The sequence below is a fragment of the Diaphorobacter ruginosibacter genome (assembly GCF_014395975.1).
Lineage (GTDB): Bacteria > Pseudomonadota > Gammaproteobacteria > Burkholderiales > Burkholderiaceae_C > Diaphorobacter_A > Diaphorobacter_A ruginosibacter.
In genome coordinates this window covers 654,960-677,418 of sequence record NZ_CP060714.1, presented here as the reverse complement: position 1 = coordinate 677,418, position 22,459 = coordinate 654,960, and the positions used below count along the sequence as shown (strand labels likewise).

Sequence of the window (22,459 nt, the reverse complement as noted above, 5' to 3'; positions counted from 1 at the left end):
TTAGATTTCCAGCACTTTGGGCTGCTGCGCGGTGTGCGGATGCTCGTCGCCGCCATACACCTTGAGCTTCTTGATCATGGCGTAGCCGAGGGGACCCTTGGGCAGCATGCCCTTGACGGCCTTCTCGAGTGCGCGGCCAGGATGCTTGGCTTGCAGGTCACGGAAGTTGGTGGCAGTGATGCCGCCGGGGAAGCCCGAGTGACGGTAGTACACCTTGTCGAGCGACTTGGTGCCGGTAACCTTGAGCTTGGATGCGTTGATGATGACGATGTAGTCACCAGTGTCAACGTGAGGCGTGTAAATGGCCTTGTGCTTGCCGCGCAGACGGAGGGCAACTTCGCTGGCTACCCGTCCGAGCACCTTATCGGTGGCGTCAATCACAAACCACTCGTGCACGACCTCAGCGGGCTTTGCGCTGAAAGTAGTAGTCATGAGTTTCTCTTTTCGATGAGAGAGGGTTTGCAGGTCCTTTTCCACGGTCGGTGCAACTCTGTTGGAAGCCTCTTAGGTGGGGTTCACCATCCGGTGCCGGCACCAGAGGACTGGTGCGTGCCTGGATGGCGCTATTGCCGCGGGACCCATGAATCGCTGCAAAGACTTGGGATTATACAAAATCCAGGTCGCCTGCCGCAAGCCGCCATTTCGCCCCCGCAGCGTACAGTTTCGCGTGCCGACCATTTGCGGGAAGAGAGTCCCCAGGAACACGTCACTGGGAATACATCTGGCGCTGGCGTCTTTCCTCGTCCCTGCGTCGCTTGTTTTCCACACAGATCGGATGGCCGGCCATGCCCGGCTTCTGGCATTCGTTGTGAATGCACATGGGCTTCGCGAGGAAGCCTGCATCGGCACAGCTCTCCTCGGGGCTCGCGCGCTTGACCACGGGCGGCTGCGATGCCGGCTGGGGCGCCGGCACGGCCACCGGGGCCGGCTGCGGCACAGGCACCTCTTCGCGCGCCGCCTGCACCTCCACCACCTTGCGCGGAGCCTCGGCACGCTTCCTTGGTTCCTTGACGGCAGGCACCGGCGCGGCCGCCGAGGCAGCAGCGGATGCAACGTGGTCTGCCACCAACAGTAGATCCGCCGATGCGGCCTGTGATCCCGGATTCGCCTCGGCCATTTCCGTCACGATCTCCTCGTCCGGCGTAGGGACAAAGGCCTGTTGCACCGTCTCCGGCGCGGCCCTCGTGGCGGACGAGGTCGACACGAACCATGCGACCGACCCGGCCACCAGCACCAGCGCCGCGGCTGCGGAAGCCAACAGCGCACGCCGGGGACCGCCGCCCGCCTTGGGACGACCATCGCCATTCCTTGTCCTTCCCGAGGACGACGGCCTGCCCGACCGCGACCGCGACGGCGATGCCGAGGCCTGCCTCGGCGACGAAGGCTTCCTCTGGCCGGCCGCCCCCGTGCCTGCAGAAGCAGGTGCCGCAGCATTGCCCGCCGCCGTTGCGGCCGCAGCAATGTGGGCCTCATAGGGCTCGTCGCGCGAGTCCTCGAAATCCATGCCGCGCACGACCGTGTCCTGGAAGTCCTCGGCAGTGCCGGCTCCACGCCCATCGCTCTCCACGGGCAGTGGCGGCGGCGTGCCGGGCAGGTGAAGCACCGTCGGCACCATGTCGGTGTTGTGGACGGCCTTCCTGGCGGCGGGCGCCAGGTCGGTGCCTTCGCCCATGTCCAGCAACACCGATGCTGCTGCCTGCGGTGCCTCATCGACCCAGGTGTCGCCCAGCTCCGCCTTGAAATCGAACTTGTCGAGGTTCGCCGGTGCCGTCGTCATGCCCATCTGCGCGAGAAAATCGTCGACGGTCCAATGCCGGTCGCGTGGCTGCAGCGATAGCGCCTTGCTGATGGTCTCGACGAACGGCGTGGAGTATTCGACACCGAACTGCTTGCGCACCGTCCGGGCCACGCGCGCAAACGGCACCATGCGGTCCCGGATGGAACGCAGCGTGGACGGCAGCGGCATGTCGTTGCAGATGCAGCCATAGATCACGGCAGCCAGCGAATAGATGTCGCTCCAGGGCCCGGGCTTGAGCTCGCCATCCGCGTCGGCATACTGCTCTATGGGCGCATAGTTCACCTTCAGCACGGCCGTGTGCTTGCGGTCGCGGTCTCCGATGGCAAAGCGGGCCGCCCCCAGATCGAGCAGCACCGGCGGCCCGTTGTCCTGGAGGAAGATGTTGTCCGGCGAAATGTCGCGGTGCAGCGTCTTGCCGTCATGCAGCACCCTCAGGGCGCTGCAGACCGACCAGATGACCTTGCGCAGCCATTCCTCCGGCGGTGGCGTGCGCATGTTGGCGCGCGCCTGCTTGAGCGTCATGCCCGCGTACAGGGGCATGACCATGTAGGCCGTGTGATTGGCCTCCCAGAAGCGGAACACCTTCACCAGCGAGGAGTGATCGAACTGCGCGAGCAGCCGCGCCTCCTCCACGAACGAGGCCAGCCCTGCCTGGAAGGCGGGCTCGTCCGCCGACGAACGCACCCAGATGGTCCGCCCCTGTGCGCGCCCCGCCAGCGACGCCGGCATGTATTCCTTGATGGCAACGAAGCGCAGCAGCGAGTGGTCGAACGCCTGGTAGACCATGCCGAAGCCGCCCACTCCCAGCAATCCGACGATTTCGAACTCGCCCAGCCGTGCGCCAACGGGGAGAGCGTCGACGTGATCGACATTTCCGGGGGGACGGGAAGCGGGAACTTCGGACATAGAGGATCAGCGGCAGCGGTGCATCAGACGATGGAAAGGCGGAAAGCGCGAAAGAATGGCGACTGGCTCGGGACAGGCTAGGCCTGTCAGAAGCGATTTTTCGGCATTCTTGTGAATAAACGCACATTTTGCAACGAACTGGCCCCGAAACGATTTCGACGGATTTTTTATTTACCAAGGTCCGAGACAGCCCGCGAGACGTACACTGCGCGCATGTTCAGTTACCGACACGCATTCCACGCAGGCAATCACGCCGATGTGCTCAAGCACACCGTGCAGATCGCCACCCTGCAGCATCTCACGCAGAAAGACACCGCCCTGACCGTGTTCGACACGCACGCCGGTGCAGGCCTGTATCGGCTGGACAGCGAGTTCTCGGAAGTCGGCGGCGAGGCGGTGGATGGCGTTCAGCGCCTGTTCGATGCCGAGGCGCTGGAGCCCGCACTGCAGGAATACGTCGACCTGGTGGCTTCGTTCAATGCCGGCAGCTCGCACAAGGTCTACCCCGGCTCGCCCTTCATTTCACAGCGCCTGCTGCGCGAGCAGGACCGGCTCAAGCTGTTCGAGCTGCACCCTACCGACACACGCACGCTCAAGGCCAACGTGGCCCAGCTCGAGGCCGGAAGACAGGTCGTGGTGCTGCAGGAGGATGGCTTCGAGGGAGTGAAGAAGTTCCTGCCGCCGCCCTCCAAGCGCGCGCTGCTGCTGTGCGACCCCAGCTATGAACTCAAGTCGGACTACGGCCGCGTGCTCGACATGGTCGGCGACTCGCTCAAGCGCTTTCCCACGGGGGTCTACGCGGTCTGGTATCCCATCATTCCGCGCCCCGAGGCACATGACATGCCGCGCAGGCTGAAGGCCCTCGCAACGAAGGCAGGGAAGTCCTGGCTGCACGCCACGCTGACGGTGAAGTCGAGCAAGATGAGCATCACGGCCACCGATGGCAAGCGCCCCGGACTGCCGGCAAGCGGCATGTTCCTGATCAATCCCCCGTTCACGCTGAAAGGTGCACTGCAGAAGGCATTGCCCCAGATGGCGCAACTGCTGGCCCAGGACCGCAACGCATCGCACTCGCTCGAATCGGGCGGCTGATTCTGATTTGCCGACGGGTCGATCGGTCGATCAGGGAATCACTGCAGGCCGAGCGCCCGGCCAGACCTACCGCTTCTTGGCCTTGGCGTTCGTCCGCGCTGGTGCCGGAGACTTGGCTGCCTTGCTCGTGTGGGCAGATGGTTTCCTGGCCCCGGCCTGCCGGCCTCGTGCCTTGGAAGGTGCCCCGCGGGTGCCGACCTCCGCGACGGCATCGACGGGGACAGCGGTCCTGTCCGCAGACCCATTGGAATTCCTATTGGAATTCGCGCTCAGGAATTCATCCGGGCAGCTCTCGCTCCTGGAGTCCAGCTTCCACAGCTCCACCGGCTTGATGCCCAGGCCCTGGATACCCAGTTCCCGCGCGGCGGCCTGACTCAGGTCGATCACCCGCCCCGGCGCAAAGGGGCCCCGGTCATTGATACGCACCAGCACGGTCTTGCCGGTGGAGATATTGCGCACGCAGACCTTCGAGCCGAAAGGCAAGGTGCGGTGTGCGGCCGTCATGTCGCCACGGTCGAAGCGCTCGCCACTGGCCGTGAGCCGGCCATGGAACTGACCGCCATACCAGGAGGCAAGCCCCTTGTCGACGAGCACGCCGCCGAACGAATCCTCGTCGTCGTCCTCATCCTCATCGCCATCGTCAGCACCTCCGCGCCGCGACAGATCCGCAGGAGGCCTCAGCCCGGCGCCATAGGCCGTCACGCCATCCCCGCTTTCGGGCTCGCCCGGATAGGGCGTCACACTGCTTTTGTTGACGGCGATCGCTGCGGGCTCAAGGCGCGTCAGCCGCTCGGGCCAACGTGGCCGCAAGGTCACTGTTGACGAGGCCTGCTCCGCGGTGGCGATGCCGTTGCCGCCATTGACACCGCTGTCTGCCTGCTTGGCGCCATCCTGCACCGGTGGCACCGAACACCCTCCAAGCACCATCCCCACGACCACACAGCCGCCAGCCTTGAGAAGCCTGTCGGTGCGGTGTTGAAGGGCGGCTGCGAAACGCAGCGGAAGTGTTTTCCAGTCTGGGCGGCTCATTCACATCGCCCGGAAGTGGATGGAAGAAATGCGGTGGGTGGGCGTCCTGATCCGCAAGCATACGACGAGTCCCGGCACGCGGTCTAACTTTACATGCATCACGGCATTGAGCCCCGCCCAACGCCCGAGGTTCCCCGGGCCGCTGTTTCCCTTGTGCAAACGCTGCGAACCGCCTTGGTGGTTCATCCGGTCACTGGTTACAAATCGAGGCTGCTCTTGCCATTTGCTTGCAGAGCCGCCCCGTATGCACAGGCCCGCGGAGCCGGGGTCGCGACGCACCGTATTCCGGCTCAAATGCCCAGGCGCTTGCAGATCTCGAGCGTCGCTGCGCTCTGGTTCATTGTGTAGAAATGCAGGCTGGGTACGCCGCCCTTGCGCAATTGCTCGCACAGGGCCGTGATCACATCGAGACCAAATGCACGGATGCTCTCGACATCGTCCCCAAACCCCTGCAGGCGCAGGCGGATCCAGCGCGGGATCTCCGCGCCACAGGCATCGGAGAAGCGCATGAGCTGCGACGCTCCCATGATCGGCATGATGCCCGGCACGACAGGCACATCCACACCGAGCCGGCGCGTATCGTCCACGAAACGGAAATATGCATCCGCATTGAAGAAGTACTGCGTGATGGCGGAGTTCGCCCCCGCCTTCACCTTCGTGGCGAAGGCCTTCAGGTCGGCTTCCGCGGATCGCGCCTGCGGGTGGATCTCCGGATAGGCAGCCACCTCGATGTGGAAGTAGTCGCCCATCTCCTCGCGGATGAACGCGACCAGGTCGCTCGCGTAATGGAACTCGCCGCCAATGCCGTAGCCGCTGGGCAGATCCCCGCGCAGCGCCACCAGGCGGCGCACGCCCATCTCCTTGAGCTGGGCAAGCTGCGTGCGCACGCTCTCGCGCGTGGCACCGATGCAGGAGAAATGCGATGCGGCATCCACGCCCTCGGAGAGGATTTCCTTCACCGCGTTGAACGTCCCCTCCTGCGTGGAACCACCCGCGCCATAGGTCACCGAGCAGAACTCGGGCTTGCGCTCATACAGCTGGGCACGCACGCCGCGCAGCTTCTGCGCGCCCTCGGGCGTCTTGGTGGGAAAGAACTCGAAGCTGACCGGAAAGACGGTGTTGCTGGTCTGGCTCATGGTTCACTTCCCTCTCTTCGCAAAAACAAAAAACTCGTGGTTGCCGTCGCCGCCGTCAATGGGCGAGTCCAGCCATTGTTCGACCACCAGCCCGACCGACTGGCAGCATTCACGGATGCGCTGCTCGACCTCTGCATACAGTGCCTTGTCACGCACGATGCCGCCCTTGCCTACCTGGCCCGGCTGCAGTTCGAACTGCGGCTTGACCAGCATGAGCAGCCGGGCGTCGGCCTTCATGAGCGGCACGAGCGCGGGCAGGATCAGTGTGAGCGAGATGAAGGACACATCGCCGGTGACGAAGTCGAACACGGGCGTGATGTCGACGTTTTCCGTGCCGTCCCTGCGCCTGCGCTGCACGGGCATCGAGCCGTCGACCTTCGCCTTGGCCTTCGCGGCGCGCTCGGCCTTGAAGTCCTCGATGTCCTGTTCCTTCGCATCGTCGCTGTCGTCATAGTCGTCATCGACCATGCCGCCGTTGCGCATCCACGCATAGGGCGCCGAGGGCTGCGTCTCGTTGTCTTCCTCGTCCTCGACGACTTCGCTGAGCGCTTCCTCGCAGGCATCGCGCAACGATTCGGGAGTGACCGAACGCGCGTTCATGCCTTCCACGCACACCACGCGAGGATCGCTGCGCAGCTTCTCGTGCAACTGGGCGTGCCCCACATCGACGCCGATGACCTGGGCCGCCTCCTGCTGCAGCATGCAGTCGGTGAATCCGCCGGTGCTCTGCCCCACGTCGAGACAGCGCAGGCCTGCTACCTTGAAGCCCGTGGCTGCCAATGCGCCCTCCAGCTTGAGACCGCCGCGCGAGATGTACCTGGCCTCGGCAGCATCAAGCAACTGCACTTCGGCCATCTCCGGAATGTCATCGCCATTCTTGGCCACCTTCTGCCATGGCAGCCCCGGAGCCAGACGCCACTGTACGCCTGCGCCAATCAAGCGCTGAGCCTGCGACCGCGTGGTGGCATGGCCCTTCTCAACCAAATAAACGTCTGCGCGCATTGCGCCTCCCAAAAAACTCTCTCACGACGGCTGACGTACCCTCTCCTCCAACGAGGAGGAGAGGGCGTTCATCCGTTTAGTAGCGGTAGGTGTCCGGCTTGTAAGGACCTGCCTTGTCCACGCCGATGTACGCAGCCTGCGAATCCGTCAGCTCGGTCAGCATCGCGCCCACCTTCTTCAGGTGCAGGCGGGCGACCTTCTCGTCCAGGATCTTCGGCAGCACGTAGACCTTGCCCACTTCGTAGGCGTCAGGCTTGGTGAACAGCTCGATCTGGGCGATGGTCTGGTTCGCGAACGAGGACGACATCACGAAGCTCGGGTGGCCCGTGGCACAGCCCAGGTTCACCAGACGGCCCTTGGCCAGCAGCGTGATCTTCTTGCCGTCGGGGAAGGTGATCTGGTCGACCTGCGGCTTCACTTCTTCCCACTGGTACTTCTCGATCGAAGCGACGTCGATCTCGTTGTCGAAGTGGCCGATGTTGCAGACGATGGCCTGGTCCTTCATCGCCACCATGTGCTCGTGGCGGATGATGTCCTTGTTGCCAGTGGTGGTCACGAAGATGTCGGCCTTGTCGGCTGCATATTCCATCGTCACGACACGGTAGCCTTCCATGGCGGCCTGCAGGGCGTTGATCGGGTCGATCTCGGTCACCCACACCTGCGCGGACAGCGCACGCAGCGCCTGGGCCGAGCCCTTGCCCACGTCACCGTAGCCGGCCACGCAGGCCACCTTGCCGGCAATCATCACGTCGGTGGCGCGCTTGATGCCGTCCACCAGGGATTCGCGGCAGCCGTAGAGGTTGTCGAACTTGGACTTGGTCACCGAGTCGTTCACGTTGATCGCGCGGAACAGCAGCGTGCCCTTGGCGGACATCTCGTTCAGGCGGTGCACGCCGGTGGTGGTCTCCTCGGTCACGCCCATGATCTTGGCGCTCTTGCGGCTGTACCAGGTGGGGTCCTGCGCGAGCTTGGCCTTGATGGCGGCGAACACGATGCGCTCTTCCTCGCTTGTCGGGTTGGCCAGCACGGACTGGTCCTTCTCGGCCTTCTTGCCCAGGTGCATGAGCATGGTGGCGTCGCCGCCATCGTCCAGGATCATGTTCGGGCCTTCGCCTTCGGTGTTGGCAGGGCCGAATTCAAAGATGCTGTGGGTGTAGTCCCAGTAGTCTTCCAGCGACTCGCCCTTGATCGCAAACACCGGCGTGCCCGTTGCGGCGATCGCGGCGGCGGCATGGTCCTGTGTGGAGAAGATGTTGCACGAAGCCCAGCGCACGTCGGCGCCCAGGGCCTTGAGCGTCTCGATCAGCACGGCTGTCTGGATGGTCATGTGCAGCGAGCCGGTGATGCGCGCGCCCTTGAGCGGCTGCGCCTTGGCGAATTCCTCGCGGATCGCCATCAGGCCGGGCATCTCTGTCTCGGCGATCCTGATTTCCTTGCGGCCCCAGTCGGCCAGCGAAATGTCCGCAATGGCGCGGTCTTGAGTCTTGGTGTCCATGGTTTTCTCTCCGTACGAGAATTTGCAAAAACCACGTTCTGGGGGAGCAAAAGATTGCATCTCACCGCACAGAAAGCGTGGGTGAGCGTCGTTGCCAAAGTGTTGATCCGAGCCTCACGTCCCGCTCACTGGGGGACGCTGCAACGCTCCTCGGAAAACGCGGATTATACCGGGAGCCGCCGGATCAGTGCATCAAACCCACAAGGCGGTATCCCACCTGCAGCTCCGTGATCAGGTGTTCGGGCCGCGCGGGGTCGGCCTCGATCTTCTGGCGCAGATTGGCCATGTGCACCCTCAGGTAATGCGCGCGATCGAGGTGCTCCGGCCCCCACACCTGCAGCAGCAACTGGCGGTGCGTCAGCACCCTGCCCTGCCCTGCAATCAGTGCGGTGAGCAGGCGAAATTCGATGGGCGTCAGGTGCACGACCTCCCCCGCGCGCAGCACCTCGTGCGTGGCCAGATCGACCTTCACCTGTCCGAAGTGCACACGGCTGCCCTGCGCCGCTTCGCCGGCGACCATCTGCTGGCGCCTTCGCAACAGCACACGCATGCGTGCCAGCAGTTCGGGGACCCCGAAGGGCTTGGTCAGGTAGTCGTCGGCTCCGGCATCAAGCGCCGCGACCTTCTCCTCCTCGCGGTCGCGTGCGGAAAGCACGAGAACGGGCGCGCCGGACCAGGTGCGCAGCTCCGTGATCACGGTCTTTCCGTCGGCGTCCGGCAGCCCCAGGTCGAGCACCAGCGCATCGGGTTGGCGGCTGGCGGCCTCGATCAGGCCGCGCCGCGCAGAGTCGGCCTCGAACACCTGCCAGCCCTCGTCTTCCATGGCCAGCCGCAGGAAGCGACGGATATTGGGATCATCTTCGATCAGCAGGATGCGAGGCGCGGCGTTGGTCATGGGCATGATTCTGACAAAAGCAAGGCGGGTCCCAGAGCCCGGAGCAGTAATGGACACGATAAAGTAGCGGCCTTGCCGCCGCCATGCCCAAAGACACATCCTCTCCCACATCCACCCCGCCCCCGTTGATCCAGGGCTGGTGCCCCGGCGCCTGGCAGCCCATGGCTTCGGGTGACGGGCTGGTGGTGCGCGTGCGCCCAAGGCTGGGCCGGCTGAGCGCGAAGCAGGCACTGCTGCTCGCGGATCTGGCGGAGCGGTTCGGCACCGGCCTGCTGGAGTTGACCAGCCGCGCCAACGTTCAGCTGCGTGGCGTGAGCCCGAGCCAACATCCCACCGTGCTGCAGGCCCTCGCCGATTCGGGCTTGCTGGACGCAGATGCGCGCCAGGAGCGCCTGCGCAATCTGATCGTCGACCCGCTCTGGCATGCGGATGACCAGGTGTGGAAGTTGGCACACGCTCTGCAGGAGGCCCTGGTCCGCACGGAAAACCTGGATGCCCTTCCCGCCAAGTTCGGATTTTCCATCTCGTCGGGACGTCATGCCGGACTGGCGCAGGTTGCCGCCGACGTGCGCCTGGTGCGCACGGAGGCATCGACCTGGCTCATCCATCCCGAAGGCCATGACAGGGCATTGGCAGCCCCGCATCGGGCGCACGCCACGGCGAGCGCACTCGCGCTGGCCCGCTGGTGCGCCACCCAGGCGTTGGCACGGCGCGAGCGGGGCGAGCATCCCGGGCGTTTGTCCACGCTGCTGCGTGGCTGGCACGCCGCACACCGTGAATGGCCGGCGCTGGCTGTGCCGGCGGGGGTGCGGTGGGTACCGATGCCCGGGGGGGCCGGAGAAATTCCTGCGCCAGGCTGGGTGCCGGGCCTCGGCTTGCTGATCGGTGCGCCGCTGGGCCGCGTGAGCGCGCCAGCGCTGGCCCGGCTCGCCCATGAACAGCCGAATGCACTGCGCGTAACGCCGTGGCGCATGCTGCTGGCTGAATCCATCACTCCGCAGGCCGCTGAATCGGCGGGATTGTGGGATGCCCGGCACTGGATCAGTTCCCCCGCGGACGCGCGGCTGCGTGTCTCGGCCTGTACCGGTGCGCCGGGATGCAGCCAGGCGCTGGGCCCCACCCAATCGCTGGCACTCCACCTGGCCGGGCAGGTTCCCCCGCACGCGCATCTTCACGTCTCCGGCTGCGCCAAGGGATGCGCGCGCCAGCAGGCCGCCACCATCACGCTGCGCGCGCAGGGACAGGGAAGCGGCACGTCCCCTATCTTTGAAGTGATCAGCAACGGCTCGGCGCGAGGAGTCGCCGAAGCCGCCTGGGACGAGCGCGCACTGCGCGACAATCCCGGGCTGTTGTTTGAAGAAAACTGATGGTTCATACCTACGAAACCAATGGCGCCGAGATCTATCGGCAATCCTTCGCCACCATCCGCCGCGAGGCCGACCTGCAGCGCTTCACCCCCGGTGAAGAACGCGTGGTGGTGCGCATGATCCACGCCGCCGGCATGGTGGAACTTGCTGCACACGTGCAGTTCTCGGCCGGTGTGGTCGAAGCCGGCCGGCGCGCACTCGAGGCGGGCGCGCCCGTGCTCTGCGATGTGCGCATGGTCAGCGAGGGCATCACGCGCTCGCGCCTGCCCGCGGGCAATCCGGTGATCTGCACGCTGCATGAAGACGACGTGGCGGAACTCTCCCGGCAACTGAACACCACGCGCAGCGCCGCCGCCCTCGAACTGTGGCGCCCGCATCTGGCAGGCGCCGTGGTTGCCATCGGCAATGCGCCGACGGCCCTGTTCCATTTGCTGAACATGCTGAAAGATCCTTCGTGCCCGCGCCCGGCCGCCATCGTCGGCTGCCCCGTGGGTTTCATCGGCGCCGCCGAATCCAAGGAGGCGCTGATGCAGGATCTGCCCGCGCCCTCGATGATCGTGCGTGGTCGACTGGGCGGGTCCGCCATCACCGTGGCCGCCATCAACGCCCTGGCCAGCCATGCGGAATGAAGCGCAGGCCGTCCCCCCGGCATTGTCTGTGTGGGCCTGGGACCGGGTGACCCGGAACTGATGAGCGTGAAGGCCGACAGGCTGGTGCGCAACGCACGCCATGTGGCCTTCTTCCGCAAGAAGGGCCGCGCCGGCAAGGCGCGCCAGCTGGTCGATGGCCTGCTTGCCGACGGTGCCGTCGAATATCCGATGGAATACCCGGTGACCACGGAAATCCCCGTGGACAGCGCCGAGTACGTGCAGCAGCTCTCCCGCTTCTACGACGAGTGGTGCCTGCGCCTGGCCGAACTGGCCCGCAGCGAACAGGTGATCGTGCTGTGCGAAGGCGATCCGTTTCTCTATGGGTCCTTCATGCATCTCTACACCCGCCTGCGCGAGCGCGGCGATGTCGCGCTGCAGGTGGTTCCCGGCATTCCCGGCATGGTGGGCTGCTGGCACGCCACGGGCGAGCCGATCACGTGGGGCGACGACGTCCTCAGCGTGATGACGGGCACCCTCTCCGAAGACGAGCTGGTGCGCCGCATGGACACGGCCGAGGCGCTGGTGGTGATGAAGGTGGGCCGCAACCTGCCGCGCATCCGCCGTGCCTTGGTGCGTGCGGGGCGGCTGGAGGCGGCCTGGCTGGTACAGAACGGGACCACGGCCCATGAGCAGGTGGCCAGGCTGGCCGAAGTGAGCGATGAGACCTGCCCCTATTTCGCCATCGTGCTGGTGCACGGGCAGGGTCGACGACCGGAGGCTGCATGGTGACAACCACCGCAACCACGGGCCGCCTGATCGTGGCCGGGCTCGGCCCGGGCGATCCGGCACAGATCACGCCCGCCGTGCACGACGCCCTCCTGCAGGCCAACGACGTGGTCGGCTATCTGCCCTACATCGCCCGTGCGCGCGAGCTGCTGGAGTGCACGGGCGCAGTGCCCCGGACAGACATCGCCTGGCATGCATCGGACAACCGCGTGGAGCTTGACCGGGCACGCCAGGCACTGGCACTGGCCGCGCAAGGCCGGCAGGTGGTCGTGGTGTCGTCGGGCGATCCCGGCGTATTCGCCATGGCCTCCGCCGTGTTCGAAGCCATCGAAGCCGCGCCCACCGAAGCGGCGGCTGCGTGGCATGCGCTCGACGTGCAGGTGCTGCCCGGCGTCACCGCCATGCTGGCCGCGGCCGCGCGTGCGGGTGCGCCGCTGGGCCATGATTTTTGCTGCATCAATCTTTCGGACAACCTCAAGCCCTGGCCGGTGATCGCCCGCCGCGTGCAACTGGCCGCCGAAGCGGATTTCGCGATGGCCTTCTACAACCCGCGCTCACGCACCCGGCCCGAAGGCTTTGTCCGGCTGCTGGAGCTGCTGCGCGCCCAGTGCGAACCTAGCAGACTGCTGATCTTCGCCCGTGCCGTATCCACGCCCGACGAGACACTGCAGGTCTGCACTCTCGCGGAGGCCACCCCCGAGATGGCCGATATGCGCACCGTGGTGATCGTGGGCAACAGCACCACGCGCCGCGTGGGCCGCTGGATCTACACGCCGCGCTACTACGGCAACGCGCCGTGATCCAGCCAATGCAACACGGCGCTCACCTCCTCGGTGCGCAGCCTGTCGGGCAGCACCGGCCGCTGCACCATCACCACGGGCAGGCCCAGGCGGCGCGCGGCATCGAGCTTGCCGCGCGTGGCCTCGCCGCCGGCATTCTTGGCCACAACCCATTGCATGCCGTGCTGCCGCAGCAGGGCCAGGTCATCGGCCTCGCCGAAAGGACCGCGACCCGTGATCACCGTGTGGCGCGGGAGCGAAAGACTGCCGGGCACGGGCGCATCCACAAGCCGCAGCAGGTAGTGGTGCTGCGGGTGGCGCGCAAAGGCATCGAGCTGTTTGCGCCCCACGGCGAGAAACACGCGCGATGGTGCCTCGGGCAGGGCGGCAGCTGCTGCTGCCATGTCCGCCACGTCGATCCACTGGTCGCCCGCTTGCGGCTGCCAGGCTGCGCGCTCCAGGGCCAGCAGCGGTGTGCCGGTGGCAGCGCATGCGACACAAGCGTTGCGGCTCATCTGCGCGGCAAACGGGTGCGTGGCATCCACCACGTGGCTGATGCCGTGATCGCGAATGAATTGCGCCAGCCCCTCGGCGCCGCCAAACCCGCCGCTGCGCGTAGGCAGGGGCTGCGCCAGCGGGGCGTGGGTCACGCCCGCGTACGAGAACAGGGCGGGCACGCCCGCCCGGTGCAATGCCTGGGCCAACTGGCTGGCGCCGCTGGTACCGCCCAGCAGGAGAACTTGCGTCATGACTGATCCATGGTTGACTTTGATAGGGCTGAACGAAGACGGACTTCAGGGGCTATCCCCCTCGGCCCGCCAGGCGCTGGACAACGCCGAAGTAGTCTTCGGTGGACCGCGCCATCTGGCGCTCGCCCAGGTCGATGAGCGCGGCCAGCCCTGGCCCGTGCCGTTCGATCCGGCACCGGTGCTCGCGCAGCGTGGCAAACGCGTCGCCGTGCTGGCTTCGGGCGATCCCTTCTGGTTTGGTGCGGGCGGAAGCCTGGCGGCGCAGGTCACGCCCGGGGAGTGGCGCTGTTTCGCACAACCCTCGACATTCTCGCTGGTTGCGGCCCGCCTGGGCTGGAAACTGGAAGCGACCGAATGCCTCGGTCTGCATGCCAGTCCGCTGGAGCAATTGCTGCCCCGCCTTGCACCCGGCCGGCAGATGATCGCGCTGCTGCGCGACGGTGCGGCCGTCGAGCAGTTGGCGCAATGGCTCTCGCATGAAGGCTGGGGCGCCAGCCAGATGTGGGTGATGGAATCCGTGGGCGGACCGCGCGAGCGCTGCCGCATGCTGCGCGCTGACGCCGCGGCGGACACCCCCGCGGCAGAACCCGCCCAGGCCCCCGTGACCGTGGCCTTGCTCGCACAGGGCGGCGCAGCATGGCCCCAGGTGCCAGGCCTGCCTGATGCATCGTACGCCCACGACGGCCAGATCACCAAGGCGCCTGCACGCGCCATCACGCTGGCAGCCCTCGCGCCGCGCCGCGGAGAGCGGCTGTGGGATATCGGCGGGGGCTCGGGCTCGGTCGCCGTGGAATGGTGCCTCGCCGGTGGCACGGCCATCAGCGTGGAGCAGCACGCCCGGCGCACGGCCAACATTCGTGCCAACGCCGCACGGTTTGGCCTGCAGAAGACATTGCACGTGGTGCACGGCCTCGCGCCTGATGCGCTGCAGGGCCTGCCGCCGCCGCAAGCGGTGTTTGTGGGCGGTGGCTTCGACGCCGCGCTGTTTGCCGTGCTTCGCGAGCACATGCCCGCCGGCTGCCGCCTCGTGGTGAATGCCGTGACGCTGGAAACCCAGGCGCTGCTCGTGCAGTTGCAGGGCGAATGCGGCGGCCAGTTGTTGAAGCTGGAAATTTCCAGTGCCGTGCCGCTGGGCCGCATGCGCAGCTGGGAAACCGCGCGTCCATTGATGCAATGGAGCTGGCAGCCGTGAATGCGATGGCGGACCATGAATGCGTGGTGCTCGGCATCGGCATGCGCGCACAGGCCAAGGCCGCCGTTCTGCAATCACTGTGGATACAGGCAGGGCTCGGCCTGCCCGCGCTGACACGGTTTTGCGCCGTGGCAGTGCTCGATGGCAAGGAAGGCAGTCCGGCGCTTGGGGAGTGGGTCACCCAACTTCCTTTCCACGTGGCCATATTGCCGGTGGCGGCGCACGCGTTACCGGGTCAACCTGTAGTCACCCGTTCCGAAAGGCTGCTGCGGCGTTATGGCACGGGCAGCGTCGCGGAAGCGGTGGCCCTGTCGGCTGCAGCGCCGGCCCCCACACTGCTGCTGCCCCGGCGAGTGGCGGATGACGGCAGCGCCACACTGGCCGCCGCCCTGCGACATCGCCAGAGTGGCCAGATCTATCGTTGTCTGGCGGCAGGATGCGCTCCTGCCGCCACTGAAAGTCAAGGAGTTACGGCATGACCGTTCATTTCATCGGTGCAGGCCCCGGCGCCGCCGACCTGATCACCGTGCGGGGGCGCGACCTCATGGCGCGCTGCCCCGTGTGCCTCTATGCGGGCTCGCTCATTCCACGCGAGCTGCTGGCCCATTGCCCGCCGGGTGCGCGCATCGTGAACACTGCCTCCATGAGCCTGGAACAAATCATGGAAGAAATCTCCGCAGCCGAAGCGCGCGGAGAAGATGTGGCACGTCTGCATTCAGGCGACCTGTCTGTCTGGTCTGCCATGGGCGAGCAATTGCGGCGCCTGCGTGCGCTGGACATCGCCTACACCGTCACGCCGGGCGTACCGTCGTTTGCCGCAGCGGCGGCCACGCTCGGCGCGGAACTGACGCTGCCCGGCCTGTGCCAATCGGTGGTGCTCACACGCACATCGGGCCGCGCCACGGCCATGCCCGAGGGCGAGAACCTCGCGGCGTTCGCGGCCACCGGTGCCGTACTGGCCATTCACCTGTCCATCCACGTCGCCACGAAGGTGCAGGCCGAGCTGCTGCCGCACTACGGTGCGGACTGTCCCGCCGCCATCGTCTGGCGCGCCAGCTGGCCCGATGAAACAGTGGTGCGCACCACGGTGGGCGAGCTCGCGCAGGCGGTCGCCACGAGCATGGAGCGCACGGCCATCATCCTGGTGGGCCGCAGCATTTCCGCACAGGAGTTTGGAGAAAGCCGCCTCTACGCCGCCGACTACGACCGCCGCTACCGCCCTCTCGGCACCGAGCCGCGTTTTCCCGGCAACGGAGCGGCCGTGGACACCGCCACCGATCGCCCGTTACCCGAGGCGCAGGCATGAGCACCACACTGCCGCCCGTGGAACTGACGCTGATCGGCATCGGCACAGGCAACCCTGATCACCTCACGCGCCAGGCGATCAGCGCCATGAACGCTGCTGACCTGATCCTGCTGCCCCACAAGGGCGAGGACAAGGCCGAACTGGCTGCCCTGCGCCAATCGCTGTGCGATGCAGTACTGGCGCCCGGCACGGCGGTGCATATTGCCGGATTCGACATGCCAGTGCGCCGCAGCCAGGGCGACGACTATCTGGTGCAGGTGGATGAATGGCATGCTGCCATCACCATGCGCTGGCAGGCAGCCATGGCCGATGCGCTGGCACGGGGCGCCGTCGACCCGTCCCGGCGGAACGCCCTGCGCGTGGCCCTGCTGGTGTGGGGTGACCCCTCGCTCTACGACAGCACGCTGCGCATTGCCGCCCGCATGCAGCCCGCACCGGTGCGCATCACGGTGGTGGCCGGCATCACCTCCATGCAGGCCCTGACGGCGGCACATGCCATTCCCGTGAACGACATCGGCCAGCCCTTCGTGGTGACCACGGGCCGCCAGTTGCGCGAGCACGGCTGGCCTGCGGGCGTGGATACGCTCATGGTGATGCTCGACGGCCAATGCAGCTTCGCTGTGCTTCCATCCGACGTGGCGCACGACGTCCAGATCTGGTGGGGCGCCTATCTGGGCATGCCGCAGCAACTCCTGGACCATGGACCGCTTGCCGAAGTGGCGGAACGCATCGCTGCGACACGCGCCGCAGCGCGTGCGCGGCATGGCTGGATCATGGACATCTACCTGCTGCGCAGGTCGCCCGCTCACTCCACGTCGGGTTGCGCCTGAACCGGCAGCGCGATCGCAAATACAGCCCCAGGCCCCGGCTCAGCGGAATGCGCCGTCAAGGTGCCGCCATGCGCCTCCACAATGCGCCGCGCCAGTGCCAGTCCCAGGCCGATCCCGGAGATGCTCGATTCGGATACGCCACGCGTGAAAGGCTCGAACAACTCGCTCTCCGCCATCTGGACAGGCAGGCCAGGTCCGCTGTCGGCAATGCTCAGCACCAGTTGCTCCGCACCGTTCACCGTCGACTCGACACGCGCGGCGATGCGCAAAATGGTACCTTCAGGTGTATACCTGCAGGCATTGTCGAGCAGGTTCACAAGCACGCGCTCCATCATCGTCCCATCGATGCTGAGCAGCGGCAGATGCGCAGGCAGATCCGTGCGCACAGGATGGCCCGCAAGCCTGTCACGCAACTGCTGCAAGGCGCTTCCCACCAGCTCCTCGACCGGAATCCACTCGCGTTTAAGATGCACGCCGCCCTGCTGCATACGCGCCATGGCCAACAGATTCTCGACCAGCTGCTGCATGGACTGGGCCTGATTGCGCAACTGCACGAGCATCTCGTGCCCGGGGCCTTGCGGCACATGCGGCAAGGCTGCCTGCGCGGCCCCCAGGATGCTGGTCAGCGGCGTCCGCAGATCGTGCGAGACGGCAGACAAAAGCGTGTTGCGCATGCGCTCGCCCTCCATCACGATCTGTGTCTGCTGCGCCACCTCCACGAAATGCACGCGCTCCAGCGCCAGGGCGATCTGGCTGGCACAGGCCTCCAGCAGGCGCCGCTCCTCCGGCACGTCGAGCCGCGCGGGCGAGCGCATCTCCAGCGCCAGCACGCCGCGCCCCCGCACGGGCGCCTGCAGCGGAACATACAGCGCACTGGCCGCATGCAGCGTATCGGTGCCGCGCCCGGCCATCTGGCCATGCTCCATGCTCCAGCGCGCAAGGCTCACGTCGGGCGTGACCGCACTGCCTGCCACCAGTTGCAGCCGCTCTCCCGGATCAGGCAGCAGCAGCCCTGCACGCGCATCGAACACACCGGACACCGTGCCCAAGGCGATCTCCGCCACCTGCTCCTGCGTGAGCGCCCCCGACAGGTCGCGCGCCAGCCGGGCAAGTGCTCCCACGCGCCGCTCACGCTCGGCCGCCACATGCGCCTCGTGCCGCAGCCGCGCCATCAGCTGGCCGCACACCAGCGCCACACCCAGCATCAAGGCAAAGGTGAACAGGTACTGCGTGTCGGCAATGCTGAACGAGCCTCGCGGCTGCACGAAGAAGAAATCGAAACACAGAACGGCCAGCAGCGCGGCCCACGCGCCGGGCCCGCGTCCCCAGCGCAGCGCGCTCAGGATCACGGTCAGCAGGAACACCATCACCACATTCGCGGGATCGAACACCTGCAGCAGCATTTCCGCGAGCGCGGTGACGGCCAGGCAGGCCAGCGTGGCGCCCACATAGCCCCGCCAGCGCACCGGCTTACGCACCGGCAGCGGCTCGCGCGCCGGGTGCGCCTGGCCCGCATGGCCATTGGCGGCCCCTTGCCCACGCGTGGAGAGCACAAGAACGTCCAGGCTCGAATCGATCTCCGCCACGCGCTCCGGCAGGCTGCGCGCGAACCGGCGCAGCAGCGTCCAGGCGGAGCGCGCGCTCTGCGCCAGCACCAGATGGCTGGCATTGCGCTCCCGCGCGAAGTTCACCAGCGCCAGGGCCACGTCGTCACCGGGAATCGTGGCGGTTTCCGCTCCCAGCCGCACAGCAAGCGCCAGTGTCTTCAGCACCGCCGCCTGTGCGCTGCGCGGCCGGTGCTGCCGGTGGGGTGCATCGACATACACCACCAGCCAGTCGGCATCGAGCCGCCGGGCAAGCCGCGCCACCTGGCGCACCAGCGCATCGTCACCGGCACGTCCGCCCACTCCCACCAGGAGTCGCTCTCGCGTGGGCCAGACGTCGCCGATGGATCGCTCGCGCCGGTAGTCGCGCATGTCCTCGTCCACGCGATCCGCCGTCCTGCGAAGCGCCAGCTCGCGCAGCGCCAGCAGATTGCCGCGCCGGAAGAAATGCCTGGACGCGCGCTCCGCCTGCTCCAGGTGGTAGACCTTGCCCTCCTTGAGACGCCTCAGCAGCTCGTCGGGCGAGATGTCCACCATCACCACTTCATCGGCATCGTCGAAGATGTGGTCGGGCACCGTCTCGCGCACCCGGATGCCGACGATGCCGCCCACCACGTCGTTCAGGCTTTCAAGATGCTGCACATTGAGTGTGGTCCACACGTCGATGCCCGCATCGATCAGTTCCTCCACGTCCTGCCAGCGCTTGGCGTGGCGCGAGCCCGGCACATTGCTGTGCGCCAGTTCATCGAGCAGCAGCACGTCGGGGCGCCGCGCGAGCGCCGCGTCGAGGTCGAACTCCTTGAGCTGCCTGCCCTGGTAGACAACGTCCAGCAACGGCAGTTGCTGTAGCCCGTGCAATTGCTGCGCGGTCTCGGCCCGGCCATGGGTCTCGACCAGCCCCACCACGATGGAGCGCCCCGCCTGCGACTCGCGCTGCGCGGCACCCAGCATCGCGAAGGTCTTCCCGACACCGGCATTGGAGCCGAAGTAGATGCGCAGCTTCCCTCGATGCGCGCTCGCCTGCTCGGCCTGAAGCCGCGCGACGAGCGCGTCCGGATCGGGACGCAGGTCGTCTATCTCCTTGTCGATGTCGTTGGACGTACGGGGCATATCAGCGACAGCGTAGCATCAGACCATCCCGGCGCCCGCCAGCAGCATGTCGATCAGCTTGATGCCGACGAACGGCACGACCAACCCGCCCACGCCATAGATCAGCAGATTGCGGCGCAGCAGTGCCGCCGCGCCCACCGCACGGTACGGCACGCCGCGCAGCGCCAGGGGGATCAGCGCGATGATGATGAGCGCATTGAAGATCACGGCGCTCAGGATGGCCGATTCGGAACTGTGCAATCCCATCACATTGAGCGATGCGAGCTGCGGGTAGGTGCCCACGAAGGCCGCAGGGATGATCGCGAAGTACTTCGCCACGTCGTTGGCCACACTGAACGTGGTGAGCGCCCCGCGCGTCATCAGCATCTGCTTGCCGGTCTCCACCACCTCGATGAGCTTGGTGGGGTTGCTGTCCAGGTCCACCATGTTGCCGGCTTCCTTCGCCGCCTGCGTTCCACTGTTCATCGCGACGGCCACATCGGCCTGCGCGAGCGCTGGCGCATCGTTGGTGCCGTCACCCGTCATGGCCACCAGGCGACCCGCCGCCTGCTGCGAGCGGATGAGCTGCAGCTTGTCCTCGGGCCGCGCCTCGGCCAGGTAATCATCCACACCGGCCTCGGCCGCGATCGCTGCGGCGGTGAGCGGGTTGTCGCCCGTGATCATCACGGTCTTGATGCCCATCCGGCGCAGCTCGGCAAAGCGCTCGCGGATGCCATGCTTGACGATGTCCTTCAGCTCGATCACGCCCATCACACGCGCATTGTCGGCCACCACCAGCGGGGTGCTGCCGCGACGTGCGACCTCTTCGACGAGCTTCTGCACGTCGGGGGGAAACTGGCCGCCCAGTGCCTCCACATGCTTTCTCACCGCATCGGCGGCGCCCTTGCGCAGCGCACGCGGTCCGGTGGCGTCACGCATGTCCACGCCGCTCATGCGTGTCTGCGCGGTGAACGGAACGAAGGTGGCATTCAGGGCACTCAATTCACGCTCGCGCAGGCCATGCCGCTCCTTCGCGAGAACGACCACGCTGCGGCCTTCGGGTGTCTCGTCGGCAAGCGATGCCATCTGTGCAGCATCCGCCAGTTGTGCCGGTGAGATGCCGGAGGCCGGCAGGAAATCGCTGGCCTGGCGATTGCCGAGCGTGATGGTGCCGGTCTTGTCGAGCAGCAGCACGTCGACGTCCCCCGCAGCCTCGACGGCACGGCCCGACGTGGCGATCACGTTCGCCTGCATCATGCGGCTCATGCCTGCCACACCGATGGCCGACAGCAGGCCCCCGATCGTCGTGGGGATCAGGCACACCAGCAGCGCGATCAGCACCGTGAGGCCGACAACGGAGCCCGCTCCGGCCTGCTCCACGGCAAATGCCGAAAACGGCTTGAGCGTGACGATCACCATCATGAACACCAGCGTCAGTCCAACCAGCAGGATCGACAGCGCCAGTTCATTTGGCGTCTTCTGGCGCTTCGCCGACTCGACCATCGAGATCATGCGATCCAGGAAGGATTCGCCGGGATTCACCGTGACCTGCACCACAAGCCAGTCCGAGAGCACGCGCGTGCCGCCCGTCACCGAAGAAAAATCGCCGCCCGCCTCCCGGATCACCGGGGCGGATTCTCCCGTGATGGCGCTTTCATCGACCGATGCGACGCCTTCGAGCACCGTGCCATCGAGCGCGATGGTGTCTCCCGCCTCCACAAGGATCACGGCGCCCGCACGCAGTTCGTTGGCCTGAATCGGCGACCATTGCGCCCCAAAACGTGGCTTGGTGAGCAGCTTGGCCACGGTGTTGCGTTTCATGCCGCGCAGGCTCGCCGCCTGTGCCCGGCTGCGCCCCTCGGCCAGGGCTTCCGCGAAATTGGCGAACAGCACCGTGAACCACAGCCACAGCGCGATCGACAGGATGAAGCCCGCGGGTGCCTCCGCATTGCCGCGCAGCGCCTCGATCCAGAGCAGCGTGGTGATGACCGCGCCCAGGTAGACCACGAACATCACCGGATTGCGCCACTGCGCGCGCGGTGTGAGCTTGCGCAACGAATCCTCCAGCGCGCCGCGCACCAGTGACGGATCGAACAGCGGCAGCGGAACATCTTTTCTCGACATCTTGATCACTCCTTCACTCCCTTCACGGCCGGGCCACCCAGCGCATCGAGCGCAAGGTTCAGGGCCAGCACGTTCACGCGCGGCTCGCCCAGCAGCCACAGGTCACGCCTGTCCGTGTTGTTTTCCACCAGCCTCGCCACCACGTCCTGCGGCAACGTGCGCTCCTTCGCAACGCGTGCGGCCTGCAGCTTCGCGTTGGCTACGGAGATATGCGGGTCCAGGCCCGAGGCCGATGCCGTCACCGCATCCACCGGCACGGGGGCGTCCGCCGCCATGCCATTGAGCTGGCGATACGCCGCAACGCGTTCAGCCACGGCATCCGCCAGCGCCTTGCTGGTCGATCCCTGGTTGCTGGCGGCCGACAGCGCCGCGTTGTAGGGGGCGCTGATCGTCGCCCCCTCATTCTTGGGATCGGGCGCCGAAGTGACGCTGGGACGGCCTTGAAAATACTTTGCCGACGTGAACGACTGCCCCAGCAGCTCCGAGCCCACCACCCGGCCGTCCTGCCGTATCAGGCTGCCCTCTGCCGCATGCGGGAAGACGCCTTTGGCAACCACCGTGGTGAGCAGCGGATAGGCCATCCCCGTCACGATGCACAGCGCCAGCGTGGCGCGCGCGCATTGGGCGAGCGTTCTGCCCCATGAAGTGTCGCCCTGGCGGTCAGCGCCATGGGCACGTGTTTGAACCATT

General features: G+C 66.5%; 20 protein-coding genes and 1 riboswitch. Of the genes, 9 read left to right on the top strand and 11 right to left on the bottom strand.

The window, feature by feature from the left end; all coding sequences use genetic code 11:
- Together rplM and H9K76_RS03195 are read right to left on the bottom strand one after the other, a co-directional pair.
- The gene (gene rplM / locus H9K76_RS03200; protein WP_187598143.1) at nucleotides 1–432 is read right to left on the bottom strand and encodes a 50S ribosomal protein L13; all 432 of its coding nucleotides are present in this window, start codon (nucleotides 430–432) and stop codon (nucleotides 1–3) included.
- Nucleotides 433–706: 274 nt separating this feature from the next.
- Nucleotides 707–2,704 (bottom strand): serine/threonine protein kinase, encoded by a 1,998-nt coding sequence (locus tag H9K76_RS03195; RefSeq protein ID WP_187598142.1) that lies wholly within the window; start codon nucleotides 2,702–2,704, stop codon nucleotides 707–709.
- A 213-nt stretch (nucleotides 2,705–2,917) separates the two neighbouring features.
- On the opposite strand from H9K76_RS03195, the gene H9K76_RS03190 reads away from it, so the two are divergent.
- A complete protein-coding gene (locus H9K76_RS03190) occupies nucleotides 2,918–3,796 on the top strand; it encodes a 23S rRNA (adenine(2030)-N(6))-methyltransferase RlmJ (protein WP_187598141.1) in 879 nt (292 codons plus the stop codon).
- Nucleotides 3,797–3,862: 66 nt separating this feature from the next.
- Here the strand turns inward: H9K76_RS03190 and H9K76_RS23645 are convergent, their stop codons facing one another.
- From H9K76_RS23645 to H9K76_RS03165, 5 genes are all read right to left on the bottom strand, one after another.
- On the bottom strand, nucleotides 3,863–4,825 hold the full coding sequence (locus H9K76_RS23645) for a septal ring lytic transglycosylase RlpA family protein (protein WP_425489670.1): 963 nt from the start codon (nucleotides 4,823–4,825) through the stop codon (nucleotides 3,863–3,865).
- A gap of 290 nt (nucleotides 4,826–5,115) precedes the next feature.
- Nucleotides 5,116–5,961 carry a methylenetetrahydrofolate reductase [NAD(P)H] gene (gene metF / locus H9K76_RS03180; protein ID WP_187598140.1) on the bottom strand — a complete coding sequence of 282 codons (846 nt, stop codon included), beginning with the start codon at nucleotides 5,959–5,961 and terminating at the stop codon, nucleotides 5,116–5,118.
- 3 nt (nucleotides 5,962–5,964) lie between these two features.
- The gene (locus H9K76_RS03175; protein ID WP_187598139.1) at nucleotides 5,965–6,963 is read right to left on the bottom strand and encodes a TlyA family RNA methyltransferase; all 999 of its coding nucleotides are present in this window, start codon (nucleotides 6,961–6,963) and stop codon (nucleotides 5,965–5,967) included.
- A 76-nt stretch (nucleotides 6,964–7,039) separates the two neighbouring features.
- Entirely contained in the window at nucleotides 7,040–8,458 is a 1,419-nt protein-coding gene (ahcY, locus tag H9K76_RS03170; protein WP_187598138.1) for an adenosylhomocysteinase, read from the bottom strand.
- A 76-nt stretch (nucleotides 8,459–8,534) separates the two neighbouring features.
- Nucleotides 8,535–8,616: riboswitch (S-adenosyl-L-homocysteine riboswitch) on the bottom strand.
- Nucleotides 8,617–8,642: 26 nt separating this feature from the next.
- Entirely contained in the window at nucleotides 8,643–9,353 is a 711-nt protein-coding gene (locus H9K76_RS03165) for a response regulator (RefSeq protein ID WP_187598137.1), read from the bottom strand.
- A gap of 83 nt (nucleotides 9,354–9,436) precedes the next feature.
- Here H9K76_RS03165 and cobG point away from each other — a divergent pair, with 83 nt between their 5' ends.
- Genes cobG through cobJ form a run of 4 tightly spaced genes read left to right on the top strand, consistent with a single transcriptional unit; the run spans nucleotide 9,437 to nucleotide 12,896 of the window.
- Entirely contained in the window at nucleotides 9,437–10,720 is a 1,284-nt protein-coding gene (gene cobG, locus H9K76_RS03160; protein WP_187598136.1) for a precorrin-3B synthase, read from the top strand.
- Complete coding sequence (locus H9K76_RS03155; protein WP_187598135.1) at nucleotides 10,720–11,349, top strand: precorrin-8X methylmutase; 630 nt, start codon at nucleotides 10,720–10,722, stop codon at nucleotides 11,347–11,349. Before cobG ends, H9K76_RS03155 begins: the two co-directional genes overlap by 1 nt.
- A gap of 60 nt (nucleotides 11,350–11,409) precedes the next feature.
- Nucleotides 11,410–12,099, top strand: a complete 690-nt coding sequence (gene cobI, locus H9K76_RS03150; RefSeq protein ID WP_187598134.1) for a precorrin-2 C(20)-methyltransferase — start codon at nucleotides 11,410–11,412, stop codon at nucleotides 12,097–12,099.
- A complete protein-coding gene (cobJ, locus tag H9K76_RS03145; RefSeq protein ID WP_187598133.1) occupies nucleotides 12,093–12,896 on the top strand; it encodes a precorrin-3B C(17)-methyltransferase in 804 nt (267 codons plus the stop codon). Before cobI ends, cobJ begins: the two co-directional genes overlap by 7 nt.
- Here cobJ and H9K76_RS03140 read toward each other — a convergent pair.
- Complete coding sequence (locus H9K76_RS03140; RefSeq protein ID WP_187598132.1) at nucleotides 12,878–13,624, bottom strand: cobalt-precorrin-6A reductase; 747 nt, start codon at nucleotides 13,622–13,624, stop codon at nucleotides 12,878–12,880. The two genes, cobJ and H9K76_RS03140, sit on opposite strands and share 19 nt — an antisense overlap.
- Here H9K76_RS03140 and cbiE point away from each other — a divergent pair.
- The 4 genes from cbiE to cobF are packed head-to-tail and all read left to right on the top strand — an operon-like array spanning nucleotide 13,623 to nucleotide 16,952.
- Nucleotides 13,623–14,816, top strand: coding sequence for a precorrin-6y C5,15-methyltransferase (decarboxylating) subunit CbiE (cbiE, locus tag H9K76_RS03135; protein ID WP_187598131.1), 1,194 nt, complete (start codon nucleotides 13,623–13,625; stop codon nucleotides 14,814–14,816). The genes H9K76_RS03140 and cbiE overlap by 2 nt on opposite strands.
- A complete protein-coding gene (locus tag H9K76_RS03130) occupies nucleotides 14,798–15,295 on the top strand; it encodes a cobalamin biosynthesis protein (protein ID WP_187598130.1) in 498 nt (165 codons plus the stop codon). Before cbiE ends, H9K76_RS03130 begins: the two co-directional genes overlap by 19 nt.
- A complete protein-coding gene (cobM, locus tag H9K76_RS03125; protein ID WP_187598129.1) occupies nucleotides 15,292–16,122 on the top strand; it encodes a precorrin-4 C(11)-methyltransferase in 831 nt (276 codons plus the stop codon). The genes H9K76_RS03130 and cobM overlap by 4 nt, the downstream gene beginning before the upstream one ends.
- The gene (gene cobF, locus H9K76_RS03120; protein ID WP_187598128.1) at nucleotides 16,119–16,952 is read left to right on the top strand and encodes a precorrin-6A synthase (deacetylating); all 834 of its coding nucleotides are present in this window, start codon (nucleotides 16,119–16,121) and stop codon (nucleotides 16,950–16,952) included. The genes cobM and cobF overlap by 4 nt, the downstream gene beginning before the upstream one ends.
- Here cobF and H9K76_RS03115 read toward each other — a convergent pair.
- From H9K76_RS03115 to kdpC, 3 genes are read right to left on the bottom strand one after another with little or no spacing between them, the layout of a single operon-like run.
- Complete coding sequence (locus H9K76_RS03115) at nucleotides 16,928–19,666, bottom strand: sensor histidine kinase (RefSeq protein WP_187598127.1); 2,739 nt, start codon at nucleotides 19,664–19,666, stop codon at nucleotides 16,928–16,930. The genes cobF and H9K76_RS03115 overlap by 25 nt on opposite strands.
- An 18-nt stretch (nucleotides 19,667–19,684) precedes the next feature.
- Complete coding sequence (gene kdpB / locus H9K76_RS03110; protein WP_187598126.1) at nucleotides 19,685–21,769, bottom strand: potassium-transporting ATPase subunit KdpB; 2,085 nt, start codon at nucleotides 21,767–21,769, stop codon at nucleotides 19,685–19,687.
- 5 nt (nucleotides 21,770–21,774) lie between these two features.
- Nucleotides 21,775–22,458 (bottom strand): potassium-transporting ATPase subunit KdpC, encoded by a 684-nt coding sequence (gene kdpC, locus H9K76_RS03105; protein WP_187600435.1) that lies wholly within the window; start codon nucleotides 22,456–22,458, stop codon nucleotides 21,775–21,777.
- Nucleotide 22,459 lies beyond the last annotated feature (1 nt).

Excerpts from the sequence above, each read along its gene's own strand:
- cbiE (WP_187598131.1), top strand. The coding sequence starts at position 13,623 with ATGACTGATCCATGGTTGACTTTGATAGGGCTGAACGAAGACGGACTT.
- cobJ (WP_187598133.1), top strand. The coding sequence starts at position 12,093 with ATGGTGACAACCACCGCAACCACGGGCCGCCTGATCGTGGCCGGGCTC.
- H9K76_RS03165 (WP_187598137.1), bottom strand. The coding sequence starts at position 9,353 with ATGACCAACGCCGCGCCTCGCATCCTGCTGATCGAAGATGATCCCAAT.
- cobI (WP_187598134.1), top strand. The coding sequence starts at position 11,410 with ATGAGCGTGAAGGCCGACAGGCTGGTGCGCAACGCACGCCATGTGGCC.
- H9K76_RS03140 (WP_187598132.1), bottom strand. The coding sequence starts at position 13,624 with ATGACGCAAGTTCTCCTGCTGGGCGGTACCAGCGGCGCCAGCCAGTTG.
- ahcY (WP_187598138.1), bottom strand. The coding sequence starts at position 8,458 with ATGGACACCAAGACTCAAGACCGCGCCATTGCGGACATTTCGCTGGCC.
- H9K76_RS03155 (WP_187598135.1), top strand. The coding sequence starts at position 10,720 with ATGGTTCATACCTACGAAACCAATGGCGCCGAGATCTATCGGCAATCC.
- cobG (WP_187598136.1), top strand. The coding sequence starts at position 9,437 with ATGCCCAAAGACACATCCTCTCCCACATCCACCCCGCCCCCGTTGATC.
- cobF (WP_187598128.1), top strand. The coding sequence starts at position 16,119 with ATGAGCACCACACTGCCGCCCGTGGAACTGACGCTGATCGGCATCGGC.
- rplM (WP_187598143.1), bottom strand. The coding sequence starts at position 432 with ATGACTACTACTTTCAGCGCAAAGCCCGCTGAGGTCGTGCACGAGTGG.
- H9K76_RS03115 (WP_187598127.1), bottom strand. The coding sequence starts at position 19,666 with ATGCCCCGTACGTCCAACGACATCGACAAGGAGATAGACGACCTGCGT.
- cobM (WP_187598129.1), top strand. The coding sequence starts at position 15,292 with ATGACCGTTCATTTCATCGGTGCAGGCCCCGGCGCCGCCGACCTGATC.
- H9K76_RS03195 (WP_187598142.1), bottom strand. The coding sequence starts at position 2,704 with ATGTCCGAAGTTCCCGCTTCCCGTCCCCCCGGAAATGTCGATCACGTC.
- H9K76_RS03190 (WP_187598141.1), top strand. The coding sequence starts at position 2,918 with ATGTTCAGTTACCGACACGCATTCCACGCAGGCAATCACGCCGATGTG.
- kdpB (WP_187598126.1), bottom strand. The coding sequence starts at position 21,769 with ATGTCGAGAAAAGATGTTCCGCTGCCGCTGTTCGATCCGTCACTGGTG.
- H9K76_RS03175 (WP_187598139.1), bottom strand. The coding sequence starts at position 6,963 with ATGCGCGCAGACGTTTATTTGGTTGAGAAGGGCCATGCCACCACGCGG.
- kdpC (WP_187600435.1), bottom strand. The coding sequence starts at position 22,458 with ATGGTTCAAACACGTGCCCATGGCGCTGACCGCCAGGGCGACACTTCA.
- metF (WP_187598140.1), bottom strand. The coding sequence starts at position 5,961 with ATGAGCCAGACCAGCAACACCGTCTTTCCGGTCAGCTTCGAGTTCTTT.
- H9K76_RS03130 (WP_187598130.1), top strand. The coding sequence starts at position 14,798 with ATGGAGCTGGCAGCCGTGAATGCGATGGCGGACCATGAATGCGTGGTG.
- H9K76_RS23645 (WP_425489670.1), bottom strand. The coding sequence starts at position 4,825 with ATGAGCCGCCCAGACTGGAAAACACTTCCGCTGCGTTTCGCAGCCGCC.